Annotated in this window: 21 protein-coding genes; 2 read left to right on the forward strand and 19 right to left on the reverse strand. The window is 41.0% G+C overall.

Annotation, left to right across the window (positions count from 1 at the left end; all coding sequences use genetic code 11):
- Nucleotides 1-114: 114 nt before the first annotated feature.
- From ACFQZJ_RS10060 to ACFQZJ_RS10150, 19 genes are all read right to left on the reverse strand, one after another.
- Complete coding sequence (locus tag ACFQZJ_RS10060; RefSeq protein ID WP_379934276.1) at nt 115-618, reverse strand: DinB family protein; 504 nt, start codon at nt 616-618, stop codon at nt 115-117.
- Nucleotides 615-1,382, reverse strand: a complete 768-nt coding sequence (gene hisA / locus ACFQZJ_RS10065; protein ID WP_379934277.1) for a 1-(5-phosphoribosyl)-5-[(5-phosphoribosylamino)methylideneamino]imidazole-4-carboxamide isomerase — start codon at nt 1,380-1,382, stop codon at nt 615-617. The genes ACFQZJ_RS10060 and hisA overlap by 4 nt, the downstream gene beginning before the upstream one ends.
- Nucleotides 1,379-2,068 carry an imidazole glycerol phosphate synthase subunit HisH gene (hisH, locus tag ACFQZJ_RS10070; protein ID WP_379934279.1) on the reverse strand — a complete coding sequence of 230 codons (690 nt, stop codon included), beginning with the start codon at nt 2,066-2,068 and terminating at the stop codon, nt 1,379-1,381. The genes hisA and hisH overlap by 4 nt, the downstream gene beginning before the upstream one ends.
- Nucleotides 2,069-2,142: 74 nt before the next feature.
- Nucleotides 2,143-3,306, reverse strand: coding sequence for a bifunctional histidinol-phosphatase/imidazoleglycerol-phosphate dehydratase HisB (hisB, locus tag ACFQZJ_RS10075; protein ID WP_379934281.1), 1,164 nt, complete (start codon nt 3,304-3,306; stop codon nt 2,143-2,145).
- A complete protein-coding gene (gene hisC / locus ACFQZJ_RS10080) occupies nt 3,303-4,346 on the reverse strand; it encodes a histidinol-phosphate transaminase (RefSeq protein WP_379934283.1) in 1,044 nt (347 codons plus the stop codon). The genes hisB and hisC overlap by 4 nt, the downstream gene beginning before the upstream one ends.
- A 178-nt stretch (nt 4,347-4,524) precedes the next feature.
- Nucleotides 4,525-5,808, reverse strand: coding sequence for a histidinol dehydrogenase (hisD, locus tag ACFQZJ_RS10085; protein WP_379934284.1), 1,284 nt, complete (start codon nt 5,806-5,808; stop codon nt 4,525-4,527).
- 44 nt (nt 5,809-5,852) lie between these two features.
- Nucleotides 5,853-6,710, reverse strand: coding sequence for an ATP phosphoribosyltransferase (gene hisG, locus ACFQZJ_RS10090; protein ID WP_379934286.1), 858 nt, complete (start codon nt 6,708-6,710; stop codon nt 5,853-5,855).
- A gap of 236 nt (nt 6,711-6,946) precedes the next feature.
- Nucleotides 6,947-7,762, reverse strand: a complete 816-nt coding sequence (locus ACFQZJ_RS10095; protein WP_379934288.1) for a prohibitin family protein — start codon at nt 7,760-7,762, stop codon at nt 6,947-6,949.
- 12 nt (nt 7,763-7,774) lie between these two features.
- Complete coding sequence (locus ACFQZJ_RS10100) at nt 7,775-9,802, reverse strand: VWA domain-containing protein (RefSeq protein WP_379934289.1); 2,028 nt, start codon at nt 9,800-9,802, stop codon at nt 7,775-7,777.
- A 3-nt stretch (nt 9,803-9,805) separates the two neighbouring features.
- Nucleotides 9,806-9,931 carry a hypothetical protein gene (locus tag ACFQZJ_RS10105; protein ID WP_379934290.1) on the reverse strand — a complete coding sequence of 42 codons (126 nt, stop codon included), beginning with the start codon at nt 9,929-9,931 and terminating at the stop codon, nt 9,806-9,808.
- A 7-nt stretch (nt 9,932-9,938) separates the two neighbouring features.
- Nucleotides 9,939-10,253: a YbjQ family protein gene (locus ACFQZJ_RS10110; protein WP_379934292.1), complete on the reverse strand. Its 315-nt coding sequence runs from the start codon at nt 10,251-10,253 to the stop codon at nt 9,939-9,941.
- Between the two features lie 29 nt (nt 10,254-10,282).
- On the reverse strand, nt 10,283-11,032 hold the full coding sequence (fabG, locus tag ACFQZJ_RS10115) for a 3-oxoacyl-[acyl-carrier-protein] reductase (protein ID WP_379934293.1): 750 nt from the start codon (nt 11,030-11,032) through the stop codon (nt 10,283-10,285).
- Nucleotides 11,033-11,196: 164 nt separating this feature from the next.
- Entirely contained in the window at nt 11,197-12,069 is an 873-nt protein-coding gene (sucD, locus tag ACFQZJ_RS10120) for a succinate--CoA ligase subunit alpha (RefSeq protein WP_379934295.1), read from the reverse strand.
- 162 nt (nt 12,070-12,231) lie between these two features.
- Complete coding sequence (locus ACFQZJ_RS10125; protein WP_379934297.1) at nt 12,232-13,173, reverse strand: UDP-3-O-(3-hydroxymyristoyl)glucosamine N-acyltransferase; 942 nt, start codon at nt 13,171-13,173, stop codon at nt 12,232-12,234.
- A 2-nt stretch (nt 13,174-13,175) separates the two neighbouring features.
- Complete coding sequence (efp, locus tag ACFQZJ_RS10130) at nt 13,176-13,742, reverse strand: elongation factor P (protein WP_379934299.1); 567 nt, start codon at nt 13,740-13,742, stop codon at nt 13,176-13,178.
- A gap of 54 nt (nt 13,743-13,796) precedes the next feature.
- A complete protein-coding gene (gene lpxA / locus ACFQZJ_RS10135; protein ID WP_379934300.1) occupies nt 13,797-14,582 on the reverse strand; it encodes an acyl-ACP--UDP-N-acetylglucosamine O-acyltransferase in 786 nt (261 codons plus the stop codon).
- 1 nt (nt 14,583) lies between these two features.
- Nucleotides 14,584-15,984, reverse strand: a complete 1,401-nt coding sequence (locus ACFQZJ_RS10140; protein ID WP_379934433.1) for a bifunctional UDP-3-O-[3-hydroxymyristoyl] N-acetylglucosamine deacetylase/3-hydroxyacyl-ACP dehydratase — start codon at nt 15,982-15,984, stop codon at nt 14,584-14,586.
- Nucleotides 15,984-17,003, reverse strand: coding sequence for a UDP-3-O-(3-hydroxymyristoyl)glucosamine N-acyltransferase (gene lpxD / locus ACFQZJ_RS10145; protein ID WP_379934302.1), 1,020 nt, complete (start codon nt 17,001-17,003; stop codon nt 15,984-15,986). The genes ACFQZJ_RS10140 and lpxD overlap by 1 nt, the downstream gene beginning before the upstream one ends.
- A 23-nt stretch (nt 17,004-17,026) precedes the next feature.
- Nucleotides 17,027-18,256, reverse strand: a complete 1,230-nt coding sequence (locus tag ACFQZJ_RS10150) for an HD domain-containing protein (RefSeq protein ID WP_379934304.1) — start codon at nt 18,254-18,256, stop codon at nt 17,027-17,029.
- Between the two features lie 322 nt (nt 18,257-18,578).
- Between ACFQZJ_RS10150 and porX the strand changes: the two genes are divergently transcribed.
- Both porX and tsaE read left to right on the forward strand, forming a co-directional pair.
- Nucleotides 18,579-20,123: a T9SS response regulator signal transducer PorX gene (porX, locus tag ACFQZJ_RS10155; RefSeq protein WP_379934305.1), complete on the forward strand. Its 1,545-nt coding sequence runs from the start codon at nt 18,579-18,581 to the stop codon at nt 20,121-20,123.
- Between the two features lie 284 nt (nt 20,124-20,407).
- Entirely contained in the window at nt 20,408-20,830 is a 423-nt protein-coding gene (gene tsaE, locus ACFQZJ_RS10160) for a tRNA (adenosine(37)-N6)-threonylcarbamoyltransferase complex ATPase subunit type 1 TsaE (protein ID WP_379934306.1), read from the forward strand.
- The last annotated feature ends 208 nt before the right edge of the window (nt 20,831-21,038 follow it).

Here is a 21,038-nt window from a genome sequence, read left to right on the forward strand (position 1 = left end):
CCCCCTCTAGCTCCCCCAAAAGGGGAGAATTATTACTCAAACCTATTATTGTGTTCATCATAACGTCAATTTAATTCTTGCATTATATTCCCCCTTTGGGGCTAAGGGGGCTTTTTAATTTAAATCAATCCCATCATAGAACCCAAGGTCTATATCTTTTAGTTGCTTTACCCAAAAAGCGATTTGTCCGGTATGATAGGAATAATGCTCTACCGCATGCATAATGACGCCTACTCCGGTTAAATTAAACCCTTGTACGGAACGCTGTCTTAATAACTGCTTTGTACCGGCATCGAAAATAACACGCTTAGCGGTATCTACCGTTTCTTCTAGCATTTTCAGTAGTACTTCTTTACTACCTGTTTTATGATCTAAAAATTCCGCATCCCGATTTCTTTTATCGGCTGTTTCACCCAGGGAGGAAATGATATACTGGGTCATGTTACCACGGATGTGTAGGATGAGATTCCCGATACTGTTGAGCGATCCATTAGGTTTTTGCCACAACTGGTCCTCAGCGATATATTTTAGACTTTTTTGTATCATCCGTGTACTTTCATCCATCCGGTAGAGGGCGTTTTTGACCAATTCCTCTACAATTTTTTCTTCCTTGCTCATGCGGTAAGAATATAGTTTTCCAATTGCTTTAAGCTGATTCTATTCTCATAGATAGCCTTACCTATGATCACCCCTTCACAACCCATTTCGGCCAAGCGGGGCAGTTCGTCAAAAGTGGAAATTCCACCGGAGGCAATGAGTTTAATGGCAGTATTATTATCTACTATTTTTCTGTACAAATCAAAGGATGGCCCTTCCAGCATTCCGTCTTTACTGATGTCCGTACAAATAACATATTGAATCCCTTTTTCTAAGTAGCTTTTTATAAACGGAAGTAATTCTTCTTTTGATTCCTCCTGCCAGCCGGATACAGCTACTTTTTCATCCATCGCATCGGCACCTAAAATGATTTTGTCGGCACCGTACGTATTGATCCATCGGGTAAAGGTTTCGGTGTCCTTTACTGCAATACTTCCCCCGGTAATTTGGCTTGCTCCACTTTCAAAAGCGATGCGTAAATCGTCATCGGTCTTTAATCCCCCTCCAAAATCGATTTGCAAGTTTGTCTTGGATGCAATTTTTTCCAATACCTTGTGATTGACAATATGTTTGCTCTTGGCTCCATCAAGATCAACCAAATGTAAATATCGAATGCCACTTGCCTCAAACTCCTTGGCCACTTCCAAGGGATGCTCGTTATATATTTTCTTGGTATCATAATCTCCTTTGGAGAGTCGGACACACTTACCGTCTATGATGTCTATGGCCGGGATAATACGAAGCCCCCTAGCCCCCAAAGGGGGAACATTAAGCTTATCACTCATAATTGCAAAAAATTATTTAAAATTTGCGCTCCCAAGTCTCCACTTTTTTCCGGGTGGAACTGAGTGCCGTAAAAGTTATCTTTTTGTAAGGCTGCGCTATAGGTTGATCCATAATGGGTTTCCGCTATCGTTTGCTCACATACCGGCACGTAAAAGCTATGTACCAGATAAATATGCTCATCTTCGGGAATACCGGTAAACAAGTCGGATTCCAGATGGTTGATTTGATTCCATCCAATTTGCGGTACCTTTACGGTTTTTGTATCGAACTTTATAACAGGTACATCAAATATTCCCAAGCCTTTTGTATCACCTTCTTCAGAGGAATTGCACATCAACTGCATGCCCAGACAAATACCTAGAACCGGCTGTTTAAGGGTTGGAATAATGGTGTCCAATCCGCTATTCCTTAGTTTGCTCATAGCACTGCTGGCCTCGCCGACCCCAGGAAAAATCACCTTATCCGCATGTTGTATTTCCTCCACATCGCTACTTAGCACCGCATCGTAGCCCAGACGCTTAAGCGCAAATTTGATACTCTGTATGTTCCCAGCACCGTAGTTGATGATGACCAAAAGCCCCCCTGCCGCCGAAGGGGGAGTTTTTATACTCTGGTGGTAATTAGAATCTATAGCTTTTTTCATATTCATTTTACTTACTTCTCTCAAACTTCTTAACGTTTGCATCAATTCCTTATGGGTTTTTACACATAAGATTGGGTGCCCCCCCCTTTGGGGGCTAGGGGGCCTTTAGGGGGCTTTTACAACACCCCTTTGGTACTCGGCAAAACCATTTTTTCCACATCTCGTTTTACCGACATTTTAATGGCCTTGGCAAAGGCTTTAAAAATAGCTTCGATTTTATGGTGTTCGTTGGTGCCCTCCGCTTTGATGTTCAGGTTGGCCTTGGCACCGTCCGTGAACGATTTAAAGAAATGATGGAACATTTCCGTAGGCATATCCCCTACTTTTTCCCGTTTAAAATCGGCCTCCCATACCAACCAGTTTCTGCCCCCAAAATCGATGGCCACTTGGGCCAAACAATCGTCCATGGGCAAACAGAAGCCATAGCGCTCTATGCCCAATTTGTTACCAAGGGCATTATGAAATACCTCTCCCAAGGCAATTCCGGTATCTTCTATCGTATGGTGCTCGTCCACCTCCAAATCCCCATCTACTTTTATACTCAGGTCCATTTGTCCGTGGCGCGCCAGTTGGTCCAGCATGTGATCAAAAAATGCGAGTCCCGTTGTAATATCACTTTTACCCGTGCCATCCAAATTCAGCGTTATCTGGATATCCGTCTCGTTGGTCTTTCTGGTGATTTCAGCAGTTCGCTCCTTCAATTTTAAAAACTCATATATTTTTTCCCAATCATTGGTTTCCAGTGCAATAACCGTATCCAATTCATCTCTTTTTACGGTAATTTCCCCGGTTCCCAAATGGGTGTCGTCATTGATAAAAATTCCTTTTGCCCCCAAATTTTTGGCCAGCTCTATATCCGTTAAACGGTCACCGATGACGAAGGAGTTCTTAAGATCGTACTCCTCGGAGAAATACTCCGACAATAGACCTGTTCCCGGTTTTCTGGTGTTCGCATTTTCGTGCGGAAAAGTCCGGTCCAGAAAAACCTTATCAAAAACGATTCCTTCGTTTTCAAAAGATTTGAGTATAAAGTTGTGAACCGGCCAAAAGGTATCTTCAGGAAATACATCGGTTCCGAGTCCGTCTTGATTGGTAATCATTACCAGTTCATAGTCCAGTTCCTTCGCAATTTTACCTAAAAAGGTAAAGGCTTTGGGATAGAATACCATTTTTTCAAAGGCATCTATCTGTTCGTCTACGGTTTCTTTTATGATGGTGCCGTCGCGGTCTATGAAGAGAACACGGCGAGCTTTAGGTTGGGATTTTTTTTCGTCGATCATACTAATGATGTTAATGCAGTGATTAATTTTTTATTTTCCTCCGGTGTTCCGACCGTAAAGCGCATGGTGTTTTCGCATAAGGGTTGCGTTGTTCGGTTACGGACTACGATTCCCTGGTCTACCAATTGGTTATAACGTAGTGTTGCATTATCCACTTTGGCCAATATAAAATTGGCATCCGAAGGATAGACTTTGGAAACGAAAGAGACAGTCTCTAATGCCGTATGTAGCCGCTGCCGCTCGCCAAGGATTAAATTCACCTCCTGTTGTACCGCTTTTGGGTCGGATACGCGTTGCAAGGCACTTTGTTGCGTTAACTCGTTTACGTTATAGGGCGGCTTTATTTTGTTGAGCACCGCTATAATTTCGGTGGATGCCATACACATTCCTAAGCGTATTCCCGCCATGCCATAGGCTTTAGACAAGGTTTGGGTTACGACGAGGTTTGGATATTCCGATAGCTTTGACACCCAGCTTTCTTCCGTTGAAAAATCGATATAGGCTTCATCGATAACCACCAAGCCTTTGAATGCTGTTAATAACCTGCTGATCTTTTGGGTCGATATACCATTGCCCGTTGGATTGTTGGGCGAACAAAGAAACATTAGCTTCGAATTGTTATCCGCTACTGCTAGTATAGCATCAACGTTCGGCTGAAAATCGGCATCTAGGAGCACAGTTCGGTTTTCTACGGAATTGATACCGGATAATACCTGATACATGCCGTACGTTGGCGGCAAGGTAATGATGTTGTCCTTTGCCGGTTCACAAAAGGCCCTGAACAATAGGTCCAAAACTTCGTCGCTACCATTACCCAAGAGTATGTTCCCCTCTTGAATCCCTTTTTGCGCCGCTAGGACAGCCTTTAGACTTCGCTGTTGCGGATCCGGATACCGATTGGTGCCATTTTCGAACGGATTCTCATTGGCGTCCAAAAATACCATAGTGGAGCCATCGGAAACGTATTCATCCCGTGCGGAGGAATAGGGTTTTAATCCTTTTACGTTTTCCCGTGTTATCTTATCTAGATCAAAGTTCATTCCTATGTTAATTCTTATATACTTTCTTTATGGTAAACATGTGTAAACTATAAAGGTCTTCGACTGCCTGCCTCGCTTGCAATTCAGGTGGGCGCTCAGACTGGTATATTGTTAATCCTCGTAAACTATATTTTGTGTCCTGCTGAGCGCAGTCGAAGAGCTAGTTTATAGACACCTTCTATTTTAAACTATTTAAACGCAGCGTAACCGCGTTTTTGTGCGCCTGCAGCCCTTCAGCTTCCGCCATGAGCTCTATTGCCTTTCCTATGGCCTTTATACCCGTTTCATTTATTTTTTGAAAGGTTATGGCCTTCATAAAACTATCCAAATTCACACCACTGTACTGCTTGGCATAGCCATTGGTGGGTAGGGTGTGGTTGGTGCCCGATGCATAGTCCCCGGCACTTTCCGGCGTGTAGTTTCCAATAAAGACCGAGCCTGCATTTACAATATTATCTACATAAAAATCCTCGTTCGCTACACAGACAATATAATGCTCCGGGCCATACTCGTTTATTAAATCAAGAGCCGTTTGGTCATCTTCAACATAGATCAATTTACTGTTTGCAATTGCCTGCCTGGCAATCTCTTTCCTTGGTAGCTCTTCTAATTGTAAGGCGACTTCCTTTTCAACGGCTGCTATCATATTCTTGGAGGTCGATACCAAAATTACCTGACTGTCAATACCGTGCTCTGCCTGGCTCAATAAATCGGATGCTACAAAGGCGGCGTTTGCGGTATCGTCCGCTACAACCAACAATTCGCTTGGGCCCGCCGGCATATCGATAGCGACTCCATGTTTGGTGGCAATTTGTTTTGCAACCGTTACATATTGATTTCCAGGCCCAAAAATCTTATATACCCGGGGTACGGTTTCCGTACCAAAAGTCAGCCCGGCAATGGCTTGGATCCCTCCTGCTTTTATTATCTTGGTTACACCACAAAGTGATGCCGTATACAGGATAGCTGGGTGTAGTTTGCCCTCTTTATTTGGTGGGGAACAGAGAACAATTTCTTTACATCCGGCTATTGTTGCCGGTACCGCCAACATTAAAATTGTAGAAAATAAGGGTGCCGTACCTCCGGGAATGTATAGCCCCACTTTTTGTATGGGTCTTTTTTCTTGCCAGCATGTAACGCCTTTGGTAGTTTCTACTGCTACCTTTTCCGAAATTTGGGCTTTGTGAAAGACCTCAATATTACTTTTTGCCAGTTGAATCGCTTGTTTTAGTTCTTCTGAAACCAATGCTTGAGCTTGCAAAAGTTCTGATTCTGAGACCAAAAATGAATCTAGATGTACCCCATCAAACTGCTTCGTATACTTCGAAATTACAGTATCACCATCTTGCTCTACTTCAGAAAATATGGTGTTGACCGTATCTTCAATAGCGGCGAGGGTTTGTGTGGGGCGTTTTAAAACATCCTTCCATTCTGCTTTTATTGGATTATATATTTTATTCATTTGTCTTGTATTTGTTCCTCCGCTTAGGAGATCTTAGGTTGGGCCTAGAGCACCATCTTTTCAATTGGACATACTAAAATACCTTCGGCGCCCGCTGCTTTTAATTCATCTATAACCTCCCAAAACGTATCCTTTTGTATTACCGTATGCACGGAGCTCCAACGTTCGTCAGCCAAGGGTAAAACCGTTGGACTGCGCATTCCCGGCAGCAATGCCAAAATTTCATTTAGTCTATCGTTTGGCGCGTTTAGCAACACATACTTGGACTGTCTGGCCCTAAGAACCGACTGAATCCTAAACTGTAGCTTTTTTAAAATGTCCTTACATTCTTCTGATATAGAGGGGGACACCGCTAGAACGGCTTCACTTTTCAATAGTACTTCAACCTCCTTCAAATTATTCTTGAACAAAGTACTCCCGCTCGAAACAATATCACAGATACCATCTGCCAAACCTATATTAGGTGCAATTTCCACGGAACCGTTAATAATATGTAAATCTGCCTTTATGCCTTTTTCTTTCAAATAGTTGATGACCGTGTTCGGATACGAGGTCGCGATACGCTTTCCTTCAAAATCTTGAATAGAGGTATACTTGAACGATTTTGGAACGGCCAAAGATACCTTGCACTTAGAAAAGCCGAGTCGTTCTGCCACTATGATATCGTCTCCTTTTTCGATCAATACATTTTCGCCAATAATGGCAATATCTACTACCCCATCCCTTAGGTATTGAGGAATATCCCCATTTCGAAGGTAAAATACCTCCATTGGAAAGTTTCGGCTAGATGCCTTTAACTGATCCTTTCCATTATCAATAGAGATTCCACAGTCTTTAAGAATTTGAAGGGAGTCTTCATTAAGCCTTCCTGATTTTTGAATAGCAATTCTAATTTTTGTCATTTGAGTGTCATTTATTCCAAGCAACCAAAAAGGTTCAAAAACAAAACCCGCTTGATTGCTCAAACGGGTTTTTAAAATATGTTGTAACTACGACAATACATTCCTACCTCGCTTGCGCGTGTGATCGGAAATGATGATGTGTAGTTCTGTTTCTCATTATAGTGTAAAAGTAAAACCTATTTCTGATTTCACAAAGCAAAAGTTTAAAATGAAACAAAAATAGTACTAAACGTTTTTTAGTTATTTCCTAAAATTAAAGGTAAACCTTCGTCTCCACCCCCAACGATAACTACTTTGGCATTAGGAGACTCGGCCAATTTTAGCGTGGCATCGATACCTTTATCCTTTAAGATCTGGTCATTTAAGGAGGCACTTAAAATACGGTTGGCATCTGCTTTACCTTGGGCCTCGATTCTAACTTTTTCGGCCTCTTTGGAAGCGGTAACCAAGCGGAACTCATATTCCAAGGACTCTTGTTCCTGTTTCAACTTACGCTCGATCGCATCTTTGATCGTGGGTGGTAAGGTTACGTCGCGCACCAAAATTTCATTGAGCTGAATATATTGCCCTTCCACAATTTTTTGTGTCTCGTCAAAAATTTCCTGCTGTATGGCATCTCGCTTGCTGGAATACAATTGCTCTGGTGTGTAACGCCCAACAACGGAGCGTGCCGCGGAACGTATGGTAGGCAAAAGAACACGTTGCACATACGCCTCACCCTTTTCTTGGTGTAATTTTCCAAGTTGCTGTCTCATAGGCTCAAACCATGCCGATGCTTCCAATTTTATATCCAATCCGTTACTGGAAAGCACGTTCATTTTTTCCAAAACTTCCTGTTGCCGAACTTCGTAAATGTATACCCTGTTCCAAGGGGCTACAATATGAAAACCCTCTCCCATAGGAGGCTCGTCGGTTACCACACCTCCGCCAAAGGTTTTATACAGTACGCCGGCCTGGCCGGAATCGATGGTGACAGCAGATTTTGAAATTAGAATTGTCACTAAAATAAATATAAATATTGCCGGCAAAGCAATCTTAGGTAATTTGTCCATAGTAGTCTTCTTTTAAATTAATCCGTTATATTTTCTAATAAACCACTCTAATGCGAAGGCCAAAACAATGAAGCCCATGAGTATTTTAAAATCGATCAAAGATACACTATTTTCCTTGCTTTTCTGGGTAGGAACATAGGCTTGGGAAGAAATTAACGCTGCAATTACCTCTTCATAATCCGAAGAAAAAGAGTGGATTCCTCCCGAGTTTTTGGCGAGCTCTTGCATCTTTCGATAATTACTGGAAACAAACTGTTTTTCCAAATCAAAATTGGATATGGTAAACAGTCCGGTTTCTTTAAAATCTTCACCTTTTACCTGCACTGTAAACTCATATTCCCCAGGAGGCAAATTCGTTAGATCCGCTTCAAAATATGCATTTTTTAAAACCATTGGCATCTCTTGCATGGCTTTTGTTTCCCTGTTTAAAATAGAAATTTCAATTTGTACATTGGGGTCAAAAACATACGTTTCATCAAAATATGTGGCAGAAATGTAAGCCGTATTGCTTCCTTCATAAGTATTGTTATACGTAACGTTCAAGCGGTTTTTAGTGGCATTGGCAGATAGGTATCGTATCAACTTTCCGAAGAAGGCATCTATATTGGAAAAATCCCCGGTATTTCTAAAAGACTGCACCCTCCATTTCCATAACCCTTCTCCCAATAACAGGGCTTTTTTCCTGGTATCCTCGCCAAATACGGTCAATAAAGGTGAATTCATGTCCAAACCTTTAATGGTAGTACCCAATAAGGTTTCACCAGCTTGGTCAAGATTCAAAGGGCCAGCGTCACTTTCAAGTGGCGGGAAGTCACTTAGATCAAAATCGCTAATGTCAAATTTTGAAAAACCGGAATTCAAATTACCGAAAACCTCTTGCTGGGGGTAACCGTTTTCAATTTTAAAGTCTTCTTGGATGTTGTTCAAAAAACCAAAATCCGTATGTACACCGGTAACGATAAGCATGTTTGCCCGCTTTTGTTCAATAAACTCAAATATGTTCCTGAATGCAGTATTTGGCTGATACAGGATAAATAGATCGACCTCCTCCAATTCCGAAACGTTTGCAGCTGGTTTTACCAATAGTACCTGCCGTTGTTCATTGCTTTCAATACTCTTTTTAAAGGCTCCCAAATCTGGGTGAACAAGATCCGTAACCAATGCAACCGTGGTTTTTTCGTCAATGACCTCTACGGACGTTGTTCGGGTATTATTGATAGTGTTACGCTCGGCAGGTAATGACCGTACGGATACATTTATCGATTTTACACCTACGTTGTTTGCGGTGATAAGGGAATTTATGCTCTGTAGGTTATTATTCTTTGATAAATTTAGTTGTTCCGAATAGACAGATGTGCCATCTACCTTAATTTGCACGTTTGCTTTGACTTTTCCTGGCCCTTGGTAGGATACATAGGTTTCCAATGGGTATTTATTGTTCAAGAAAGCATACTTGTTGGTATTGATGGGACCAATGCTTAAGTCTTCGTATGTTGTAGTGTCCCCAACGGTTATGGTATATATCGGTGGCGTTTTTACTTTATCTGAAAAGGTATACGCTCTACCTATATTTTGATTACCATCGGAAACCAGTACCATTGCCGTATTTCTTCTTGCATAAACGTCCGTTAAGGTCGCTATCGGTTTTTGAATATTGGTCTGTACATCGGTAAAAGCAAGACTGTCCAAGGGGGCTAGGCTTTTTCCGAACTGATAGAAGACTAAATCAAAACGATTTGATAGCTCCGGATGGGTATCAAACGCCGACCTTATCTCTTTTACCCTTTCCCCAAAAGCTTTTACCGAGGTTGAATTGTCTATAAGAACCGCCAAATTGGGTTTTTCCAAAGTATAGCTTACCTTGGAAAACTTTGGGTTTATGAGCAAGAGCAACAAACCAAAAATGCCAATAAACCGGAGTAAGGAGAGCACAATAGGCAGTATCCCTTTATGTTTGCCCCTAAAATAGTATTGAAAATATACTATGGTTACCGACAGGAGCGCAGCTAAAATTATAAATAGTACGGTGTTTGTTTGCATAGGCTAATTGTCTCGCTTCTCAAAATCTTCCTTTTTCCTATCGGCCAACCGTTTAAAAATAATATAGATCAGTATACAAAAAACTACCCCATAAATCAATATCATAAACCCTATGGGGAACTGTTTCATCAAAAGCCTATTTTAATTTCACAGCCGTGCCATAAGCCAACATTTCCGCGGCACCTTGCATAACTTGGGAGGTCGTAAACCTTACGTTAACTATAGCATCGGCACCCAAATTCCCGGCATCGTCCAACATGCGTTTGATGGCCTGCTCCCTAGATTGCGCCAGTAGTTTTGTATATTCCGAAATCTCACCGCCCACAATGTTTTTTAGATCGGCAAAGAGATCGCGACCAACGTTTCTTGCCCTTACGGTACTACCGCGTACCGTTCCTAAGGATGCTGTTATTTCCCTACCGGCAATAGCTGCTGTAGTAACGTATATCATAGTTTGTTTTTAAGGTTATGCCCTAATATCTAGGTCAACATGCCGCCGTCAACATTTAGCACTTGACCTGTAACATAGGATGAGAGGTCCGATGCAAAAAACAAACAGGCATTTGCAATATCTTCGGTAGAACCACCGCGTTTTAACGGAATACCATCTCTCCAGCCCTGCACTGTTTTCTCATCAAGTTTATCCGTCATTTCGGTCTCTATGAAACCTGGCGCAATAGCATTGCAACGAATATTTCTAGATCCCAGTTCCAATGCCACCGACTTGGTAAACCCGATCATTCCAGCTTTTGAGGCTGCGTAGTTCGTCTGTCCGGCATTGCCCTTTACCCCTACTACGCTACTCATATTTATAATAGACCCTTTTCGCTGCTTCAAAAGGGTTCGTTGAACCGCTTTTGTCATGTTAAAAACCGATTTAAGGTTGATATCTATTACGGTATCAAAATCTGCCTCTGACATGCGCATCAAAAGGTTGTCCTTTGTAATTCCTGCATTATTGATCAATACATCAATGACGCCATCAAAATCTTTCAACACATTATTTACCAATTCATCGGCTTCATTAAAATTGGCCGCATTGCTCTTATATGCCTTTGCTTTGACACCCTTTTCGGTAAGTTCCTTTTCTAAGGCCAAAGCTGGTGCCTCACTAGCGCTATAGGTGAAGGCAATATTGGCTCCGTGGTCGGCAAATACTTTAGCGATGCCCATTCCTATTCCTCGGCTAGCACCCGTAATAATTACATTTTTTCCCTCTAGTAGTTTCATACGTATTCTTTTAGGTTGATGGTATGTTGATTTTATAAGACCAAACGATAGGACAGCTTTCCTAACTATTTAAAAAATTACAAGTAAAAATCCATCGACTTAAGCGTAAGACCGATGGATTCATTTATCTAATTTGATGTAAAAAATTTTACCCAAAAAGTGAATTACCCCATCACTTCTTTTACTTTGAGGCCAATCTCTGCCGGAGAATCCACTACATGAATTCCACATTCTCGCATAATTCTCTTTTTCGCTTGTGCGGTATCATCGCTTCCTCCAACAATGGCGCCGGCATGTCCCATGGTTCTTCCTGCGGGAGCAGTTTCTCCGGCTATAAATCCAACAATAGGTTTTTTACTACCACTTTGCTTATACCATTGCGCAGCATCTGCTTCCAATTGCCCACCGATCTCACCGATCATAACCACACATTCCGTTTCTGGATCGTTAATCAATAATTCAACAGCTTCTTTTGTAGTGGTTCCGATAATTGGATCCCCACCGATACCTATGGCGGTCGTGATTCCCAATCCTTGGCGCACTACTTGATCTGCCGCTTCGTACGTTAACGTACCCGATTTGGATACGATGCCAATGTTCCCTTTTTGGAAAACAAAGCCCGGCATAATACCTACCTTGGCTTCTCCTGGCGTTATCACACCGGGACAATTAGGACCAATAAGCCTACAATCCATGTTCTTTATATAATTGGCCGCTTTCACCATGTCCGCAATAGGAATACCTTCCGTAATGGTTATAATCACCTTGATTCCCGCATTGGCAGCCTCCATAATGGCATCTGCCGCAAACGCAGGTGGAACAAAGATTATGGTCGTATCTGCTCCTACTTTATCAACGGCTTCGGATACGGTATTAAAAACCGGTTTTCCAAGATGCTCTTGACCGCCTTTACCGGGGGTTACACCGCCGACCAAGTTGGTACCGTACGCTATCATTTGTTCTGCATGGAACGTACCCTCGCTTCCGGTAAATCCTTGTACAATTATTTTGGAATCTTTATTAACTAAAACACTCATACTGCTGTTGATTTTTATTTTTAACTACACAAAAATATATGTTTGGCAATGAATACTAAAGCATTCTTCTTCTTATTTACTCGATAATCGAGATTTATCTACTCCAAGACCCGACTAGAAGTATGCCTTTGGTATTTATTTACCAAAATGGCGCACCAATTACTAAGGCAGTTTAGCATCTATCTTTTTAATTAGTTCGGGAATCTGTTTTATGTAGGCCATTTGTTTGAATTTTTCCCTAGACTCGGCTATGGGCGTGCCAAAATAGCTTTTACCCCCCGCTACGGATTTGGTTACACCGGTCTGCCCCATAATTACCGCTTTCTTTCCAATGGTTATTCCGCTGTTGGTACCAACTTGTCCCCAGATGGTTACCTCATCTTCTATGATAACGCATCCGGCGATACCGGTCTGGGAGGCAATTAAGCACTTTTTGCCGATCATGGTGTCGTGCCCAACATGTACTTGATTATCCAACTTTGTCCCTTTACCAATTGTCGTGTCGCCCGTTACGCCCTTATCTATGGTGCACAAAGCACCGATATCTACATTATCTTCTATAACTACACGTCCGCCGGAAAGTAACTTGTCATATCCTTCCGGTCTATTTTTATAATAAAAGGCATCTCCGCCCAACACACTGCCCGCATGTATGGTTACGTTGTTTCCGATAACGCAATTGTCATAAATGCTGACGTTGGAATGTATTCTGCAGTTATCGCCTATAAGAACATTGTTCCCTATAAAAACATTGGGTTGTAAAACAGTATTCTTTCCAATAATCGCAGAACTTGCAATGGTCTTATTAGCCTCCTCAAAAGGTCTAAAATAATGAGTGAGAGTGTTAAAATCACGAAACGGATCGTTAGAAACCAGCAGTGCCTTGCCCTTAGGACAATCTACCTTTTTGTTAATTAAAATGATCGTGGCCTTTGATTCCAAAGCTTTATCATAATATTTTGGATGGTCCACAAATACGATATCCCCTTCTGTCACTACATGAATTTCATTCATGCCCAATACCGGAAAATCCTCTGGGCCTTCAAAAGTAGCCCCGATTATCTCCGCTATTTGTTTCAAGGAAAAAGTGGTAGGGAATTTCAAGTTTATTCTTTTACGCGCTCCATGTAAGCGCCGTTAGAGGTATCTATCTTAATTTTATCACCTTCATTTATAAACAATGGCACGTTTACCTCCGCCCCTGTTTCTACCTTTGCAGGTTTTGTTGCATTTGTAGCGGTATTTCCTTTTACACCAGGTTCTGTGTAGGTAACTTCCAAAATAACACTTGCCGGCATATCTACGGATAAGGGCAAGCTATCCTCCGTATTGAACATAATCTTGACTACCTCACCTTCCTTTAACAGCCCTGGCGCATCTAAGGCACTTTCCTCCAAGGTGATTTGGTTGTAATCATCGGTATTCATAAAATGATACGTAGTTCCCTCTGGATATAAATACTGGTACGAGCGGGTCTCTACCCTAACGTCCTCAATTTTATGGCCTGCAGAAAAGGTGTTGTCCAGTACCTTACCAGTAGCTACACTTTTTAATTTTGTTCTTACGAATGCAGGCCCTTTCCCAGGCTTAACATGTTGAAAATCGATAATTTTATAGATATCATTGTTATATCGAATACAAAGTCCTTTTCTAATATCGGATGTAGTTGCCATTTATTTATTTTTAAGATAATGATTTTCTAATTTTGTTGATAAGGGTTTCAACGCTTAGTTATTACTAAAATAACCTTTCATTATACCCCTTTGGGAGTCCCTTATAAATTGGAGGATTTCGTCTCTTTCCGGTGTAGCTTCCATTTCGGCCTCGATGATTTGCACGGCCTGACTGTTGTTATAATTTTTTTGATACAGTATCCTGTAAATATTCTGTACTTCACGTATTTTTTCGGAGGTAAATCCTCTTCTTCTCAGTCCAACGGAATTTATACCCACATAAGACAAAGGTTCCCGAGCAGCCTTCACATAAGGTGGAACGTCTTTACGCACCAAAGACCCGCCGGTAACAAAGGCATGCTGACCAATAGATACAAATTGATGCACGGCAACCAATCCCGCAAGAATAACGTTATCCCCTATAGTTACATGGCCAGCCAGGGTAGAATTATTGGAAAAAATACAATTGTCCCCCACCAAACAATCATGGGCAATATGGCAATAGGCCATAATAAGACAGTTCTTACCAATTACCGTCTTCATCCTATCCGATGTGCCCTTATGAATAGTAGCACATTCTCGAATGGTTGTGTTATTTCCTATGATGACCGTAGTGTCCTCTCCGTCGTATTTAAGATCCTGAGGTGGTGCCGAGATTACCGCTCCTGGAAAAATATTACAATTCTTTCCTATTCTGGCACCTTCCATTATGGTAACGTTGGAACCTATCCAAGTTCCGCTGCCTATAACTACGTTATTATGAATTGTAGTAAATGGTTCCACTACAACGTTTTTGGAGATTTTTGCCCCGGGATGTATATAAGCCAATGGCTGATTCATACTATGTTCTTTTAACTATTTGTGCCATCATTTCGGCCTCGCTTACCAATTTATCATTGGCATACGCATAGGCTTGCATGTGACAAATTCCCCTCCTGATCGGAGTGATCAAGCTACAATGAAAAATTAGGGTGTCTCCCGGCAAAACGGGCCTCTTAAACTTCACCTTATCTATTTTCATGAATAGGGTCAAGTAGTTTTCCGGATCAGGCACCGTACTAAGTACAAGAATACCTCCTGTTTGTGCCATTGCCTCTACTTGGAGTACGCCAGGCATTACAGGCGCCCCTGGAAAATGCCCAACAAAGAAAGGCTCGTTCATGGTAACATTCTTCATCCCGACAACGTGCTGCTCGGAGAGCTCTATGATACGGTCTATTAAAAGGAACGGCGGTCTATGCGGTAACATGGCCATAATTTGATGGATGTCCATAAACGGTGGCAGGCTTAAGTCATATTTAGGCACATTGTTCCGCTTTTCCAACTTAATGATATTGGATAATTTTTTTGCAAACTGCGTGTTCACATAATGACCCGGTTTGTTGGCAATGACCTTACCTTGTATTCTGGTACCGGTTAGCGCCAGGTCACCAATAACATCTAAAAGTTTATGACGTGCAGCCTCATTGGGCTGGTGCAGGGTTAAATTATCAAGAATTCCGTTTGGTTTTACCGAAAGCTTCTTTTTATTAAATGCTTTCTCCAGTCTTTTCATGGTTTCATCCGAAATCTCCTTATCTACATAAACGATAGCATTGTTTAAATCGCCTCCTTTAATAAGCCCGTTTTCCAATAGCATTTCCAATTCATGGAGAAAACTAAAGGTACGCGCGTCCGCTATTTCTGTCTTAAAATCCGAAAGGCTCTCCAAAGTGGCATTTTGAGTTCCTAGAACTTTGGTGCCAAAATCGACCATTGTGGTCACCTGATATTCATCGGAAGGGATTACGGTGATATCACTTCCGGTAGCTTCATCCTTATAAGAGATAACTTCTTTAACCACGTAAACATTTCGGGCCGCTTTTTGCTCTACAATACCCGCTTCCTCCAGGGCGGCGACAAAATATTTGGAAGAACCGTCCATTATTGGTGGTTCCGGAGCATCTAACTCAATTAGGACATTATCTATTTCCATTCCTACCAAAGCGGCAAGCACATGCTCGGAGGTCTGTATCTTAACACCTCTTTTTTCCAAATTCGTACCTCTTTGTGTATTGATGACGTAATTTGCATCGGCTTCTATAATAGGCTGCCCTTCCAGATCTACTCGTTTAAAGGCATATCCATGGTTTTCCCCCGCCGGTAAAAATTTAAGAGTAACGTTGGCACCGGTATGCAAACCAACGCCCGTAAGAGAAACTTCCTTCCCTATGGTACGTTGCTTATCTGTTGTTGTCTTCATCATCTTTCCTTTTTTTCAAGGTTATCTATTCTATCTATTATTTTTGGTAAGTTTTTAAAGTAAACGTAGGATTTGTTGTAATCCCCATAGTTTAATGCCGGGGAACCTTGTAGTACCTCATTATCCTTTACATTTCTTCCTATTCCGGATTGTGCCTGTATTTTAACATGATTTCCAATAACAATATGGCCTACGATACCTACTTGCCCCCCGATCATACAATGCTTCCCAATTTTTGTAGAGCCTGCGACACCGGTCTGTGCCGCGATAACCGTATGCTCGCCAATTTCAACATTATGGGCAATCTGTATTTGGTTATCCAATTTTACACCTTTTCTTAGAATAGTAGATCCCAACGTGGCTCTGTCTATAGTGGTTCCTGCACCAACGTCCACATTATCCTCTATGATTACGTTACCCGTTTGCGGAATCTTCTTGAATTCTCCCTTGTTATTAGGTGCAAACCCAAATCCATCGGCTCCTAAGATGGCACCGCTATGGATAACACAATTATTTCCAATGCTTGTTTCCGAATAAATTTTTGCCCCCGCGAAGACGGTAACATCATCTCCGATCTTCACATTCTCCCCAATATATACATTGGGATAAATCTTTACATTATTCCCTATGCTTACGTTGTCACCGATATAGGAAAATGCTCCCAAATAAAGATTTTCTCCATAAGAAACGGTATCGGATTTAAACACAGGGGATTCTATCCCTACCTTGTTATCTTTTGCCTGATTATAATATTCGAGTAGCTTTGAGAAGGATTCGTAAGCGTCCTTCACTTTTATCAATGTGGTGGTATAGGTTTGTTCCGGAACAAAATCCTTGTTGACTATGGTTACGGAAGCTTTGGTACTATAGATAAACGAGGTGTACTTGGGGTTGGCCAAAAATGTCAAAGACCCCTTTTCACCTTCCTCTATTTTTGAAAGTTTATGTACCGCTATCTCTGCATTTCCTTGTACTTCTCCTTCTAAAATACCTGCAATTTGACCCGCTGTAAATACCATGAGTGCAAAAGTAAGAAAAATAGTTAAACGGCATCTTTGGGGTAACAGATATAATATTTGGTTACGGTTTTGGAAAGCGCGTTCAGATTAAGGTGGTCCGATAATGTAGCAACATCCACAATTTTTCCGTTTTTCTTTAAAATATTTATATTCTGCTCGTAGCGATCGTAAGCTTTGTTCTCCAATCTTCCCTTAAAGACAAAATAGCCTGTTTCGTCGTCGTTAAGTCGATAGTCTTTTTTAATTTCCTGAAACTTTTCGTTAAATCGTTTTTGGGAAATAGGTTCTTTCTTTATTTTAATATGCAATAAACGCCTGTTGACTATCATTTTACAAAGTTCGGACAACACAAAATCGTTTGAATATTCCCATTCCTTTAGAGCAGAGAGAATATCCACATCATCCAACTTTGCAAAAACATCAAGTATTTTGGAGTCAAAATTCTCTTTATCAACGGCGGTAGATAAAAAGTACAGCAATGAAGTACTTGCCTTTAGGGCCACACCTTCAGAAATAAGAAAACGGGCGCGTTTTAAGATACTAATAAGTAGTTGTTCGGCTACAACACCTGTCTTGTGCAAGTAGGCCTGCCAATACATAAAACGACGCGCCATCAAGAACTTTTCTACGGAGTAAATTCCTTTCTCCTCCACTACCAATTCCCCATCAACAACATTAAGCATAGTAATAAGACGGTCAGAGTTGGTATTACCCTCCGCTACTCCGGTATAAAAACTATCTCGCTTTAAATAATCCAGTCTGTCTACATCCAATTGGCTACTCACCAGTTGATTCAAGAATTTTTTGGGGTGGTTACCTGTGAAGATAGAAAGGGCAACCGTTAAACTTCCGTTAAAAAGTGTATTGAGTTCTTGCATGAATTTTCTGGAAATATATTCATGGCTTACCCCTTCTACAATGCTATGTTCCATGGCATGTGAGAAAGGTCCGTGGCCTATGTCGTGCAAAAGTATGGCACAAAGTAGCCCTTGCTCCTCTTCCTCAGAAATAACAACACCCTTAAAACGAAGTACTTGTACCGATTTCTGCATAAGATGCACACAGCCTAAGGCATGATGAAAACGTGTATGGTGTGCTCCGGGATACACTAAATAGGATAGGCCCATTTGGGATATTCTACGAAGCCGTTGAAAGTAAGGGTGCGCAATGAGGTCAAATACGAGGGGATTCGGGATTCTAATAAATCCGTAAATTGGATCATTGAATATTTTGAGTTTGTTTGATTTGGACAAGATGAAGTTTTTTTTGAATCAATTACAAAGTTAGGCATTTTTAAGGCTCAAGGTCTGGCCGCAGAATGAGGATTATAGGTTGAAAGGTTCAAGATTAAAAGTTCAATAGTTGTTTTAGGTTCAACCATATATTTGAATTTCATCCTTAAGTTTGAATTTGATATTTGAGTTTGTATCTGCGTTTGAACTTGAGTTTGAATCCAGCCTAAACTTAACGGTCAAAGGGTATTGGGTGATGAAAATAGGCGTATAAAAATTAGAATAGGAAATTTAGAACAATGCCAGAGTCTGGTTACCGTACTTAGGGCAAACAAAACATAAGATGAATAAAATAAAAATACTTTGGGTAGATGACGAGATCGACCTACTAAAACCACATATTATATTTTTAGAAGGAAAAGGCTACGAAGTAATTACCTCACAAAGTGGTAGGGATGCCTTGGAAGAACTAGAGCAGACACCGGTAGACATTGTGTTTTTGGACGAGAATATGCCCGGAATTTCCGGTTTGGAAACCTTGAACGAAATTAAGGTGATGGATGCCTCTATACCTGTTGTTATGATTACAAAAAGTGAGGAAGAATTTATAATGGAGGAAGCCATTGGATCCAAGATTGCAGACTATCTAATTAAACCGGTGAATCCGAACCAAATTTTATTGTCGCTCAAAAAGAATTTAGATCACTCTCGTTTGGTGTCGGAGAAGACTACCAGCAATTATCAGCAAGAGTTCCGTAAAATTGCAATGGATCTTTCCATGGTAAATTCCTATGGGGAGTGGGCCGAACTTTATAAAAAACTAATTTACTGGGAACTACAATTGGAACAAATTGAAGATAGCGGTATGTTCGAAATTCTGGAGTCCCAGAAAGTAGAAGCGAACAACCAATTTGGAAAGTTTGTGGATAAAAACTACGAGGATTGGTTTTCCGGTAATGATGCCCCTGTGCTTTCCCATACCCTTTTTAAAAAATGGATAGCGCCAGAGTTGAAGGATTCCAAAACCCTATTGGTGGTCGTAGACAACCTTAGATACGACCAGTGGTATGCCTTTGAGGACACGGTAAATACCTTTTATAAGAAGCAGAAGGAAAAAAGCTATTTCAGTATATTACCCACAGCTACACAATATGCCAGAAATGCCATATTTTCTGGACTTACCCCTTTGGATATGGAAAAAAAATACCCGGATTGGTGGAAAAACGATACGGATGAAGGGGGGAAAAACTTGTTTGAGGACCAATTTTTAGAAGAACAGCTAAAGCGGCTAGGGCTTACTATTAAATGGGACTATCATAAAATAAGCAGTTTAAAACAAGGTAAACAATTGTCCCAAAATTTTAAATCACAACAGGATAACGATTTAACGGTCATCGTGTACAATTTTGTAGATATGCTCTCCCATTCCAAGACAGAAATGGAAGTGATAAAAGAGCTCGCCTCTAATGATAAGGCCTACCGTTCGCTAACACAAAGCTGGTTCAAGAATTCTCCACTGTTGGAAATTATTCAGCAGGCTCAGCAGATGGGCATGAAACTAATTATAACGACCGATCATGGTACGATCAACGTAAAATCGCCGTCCAAGGTTATAGGCGATAGGGAAACGAGTCTAAATTTACGCTACAAAACGGGCAGGAGCCTTACGTATGAGGATAACGATGTTCTGGCAGCCAAAGACCCGAAAAGCATTTATTTACCTAGCATAAACATGAGCAGTTCCTATATTTTTGCAAAGAACGATTTGTTTTTTGCCTACCCGAATAACTACAACCATTATGTAAGCTATTATAGAAATACCTACCAGCACGGCGGGGTAAGCTTGGAGGAAATGATTATTCCTTTTGTGGTGTTGGAGGCTAAGTAATAGAAGTGGTTTAAACTTTTCACGTTCAAGCGAAAATTAGCAATTTTATGACCATTTGAAGGCTTTTTTGAGTTGCATACCACCGCTATGGAAGGAAAAAAAGACAGGGCCGAAACAAAAGCCAATAATTTGGCTTTTGAATGAGGAGCCAGCTGCAGCGCGCGGCGAAAAAGAGCAATTTTTTAGCGAACAGAAAAAGTTTAAATGACTTCATAATGTTGATATTGAACAACAGAAGAATTAGCGTATTTTTTAATAAACGTTTTATTCTAATATAAATTCCCATGTTTCTGCAGATGAAAAACAGCTCCTACTCCGAAAATCAAATCAATCAGATAACTAAAGAAATTATAGCAAGCGTTTCAACAAAATGTCTAGCCTTCTACGCCCCTATGGGTGCCGGTAAAACCACATTGATTAAAGAACTGGTTAAGGAACTGGGAAGTACGGATACGGTAAGTAGTCCAACATTTGGACTGGTCAACGAATATCATGATAGTAACGGAGCAATACTAGCCTATCATTTTGATTTTTATCGGTTAGAGGATGAAATGGAGGCTATGGATATGGGCTTGGAGGATTATTTGAATTCCGACGCATGGATTTTTATGGAATGGCCCGAAAAAATTCCGAGTTTGCTACCTAGGGATACCACAAGAATCGAAATAGAAATCCTAAGTCCCAAGCAACGAAGAATTAAATATTAAAACCCGAACTTGCCGGCAACCAAGGTGGCAGAGCTAAACATGGTTCTGGTTTGCCAGAATCTACGCTTCTGTTTTATTGTATTTATTTCGATGAATTACCTGTTTTTCGTTAAAATGTAAGTTTTAAACGTTAAAATGCATGATTTTAACGTTTAAAAACATAACAGGTGTACTTTATTTCTTACATTTGGGATAGACATTATGTAAA

It is taken from the genome of Maribacter chungangensis, from assembly GCF_042676845.1.
In the GTDB taxonomy this organism is placed as follows: Bacteria; Bacteroidota; Bacteroidia; order Flavobacteriales; family Flavobacteriaceae; genus Maribacter; species Maribacter chungangensis.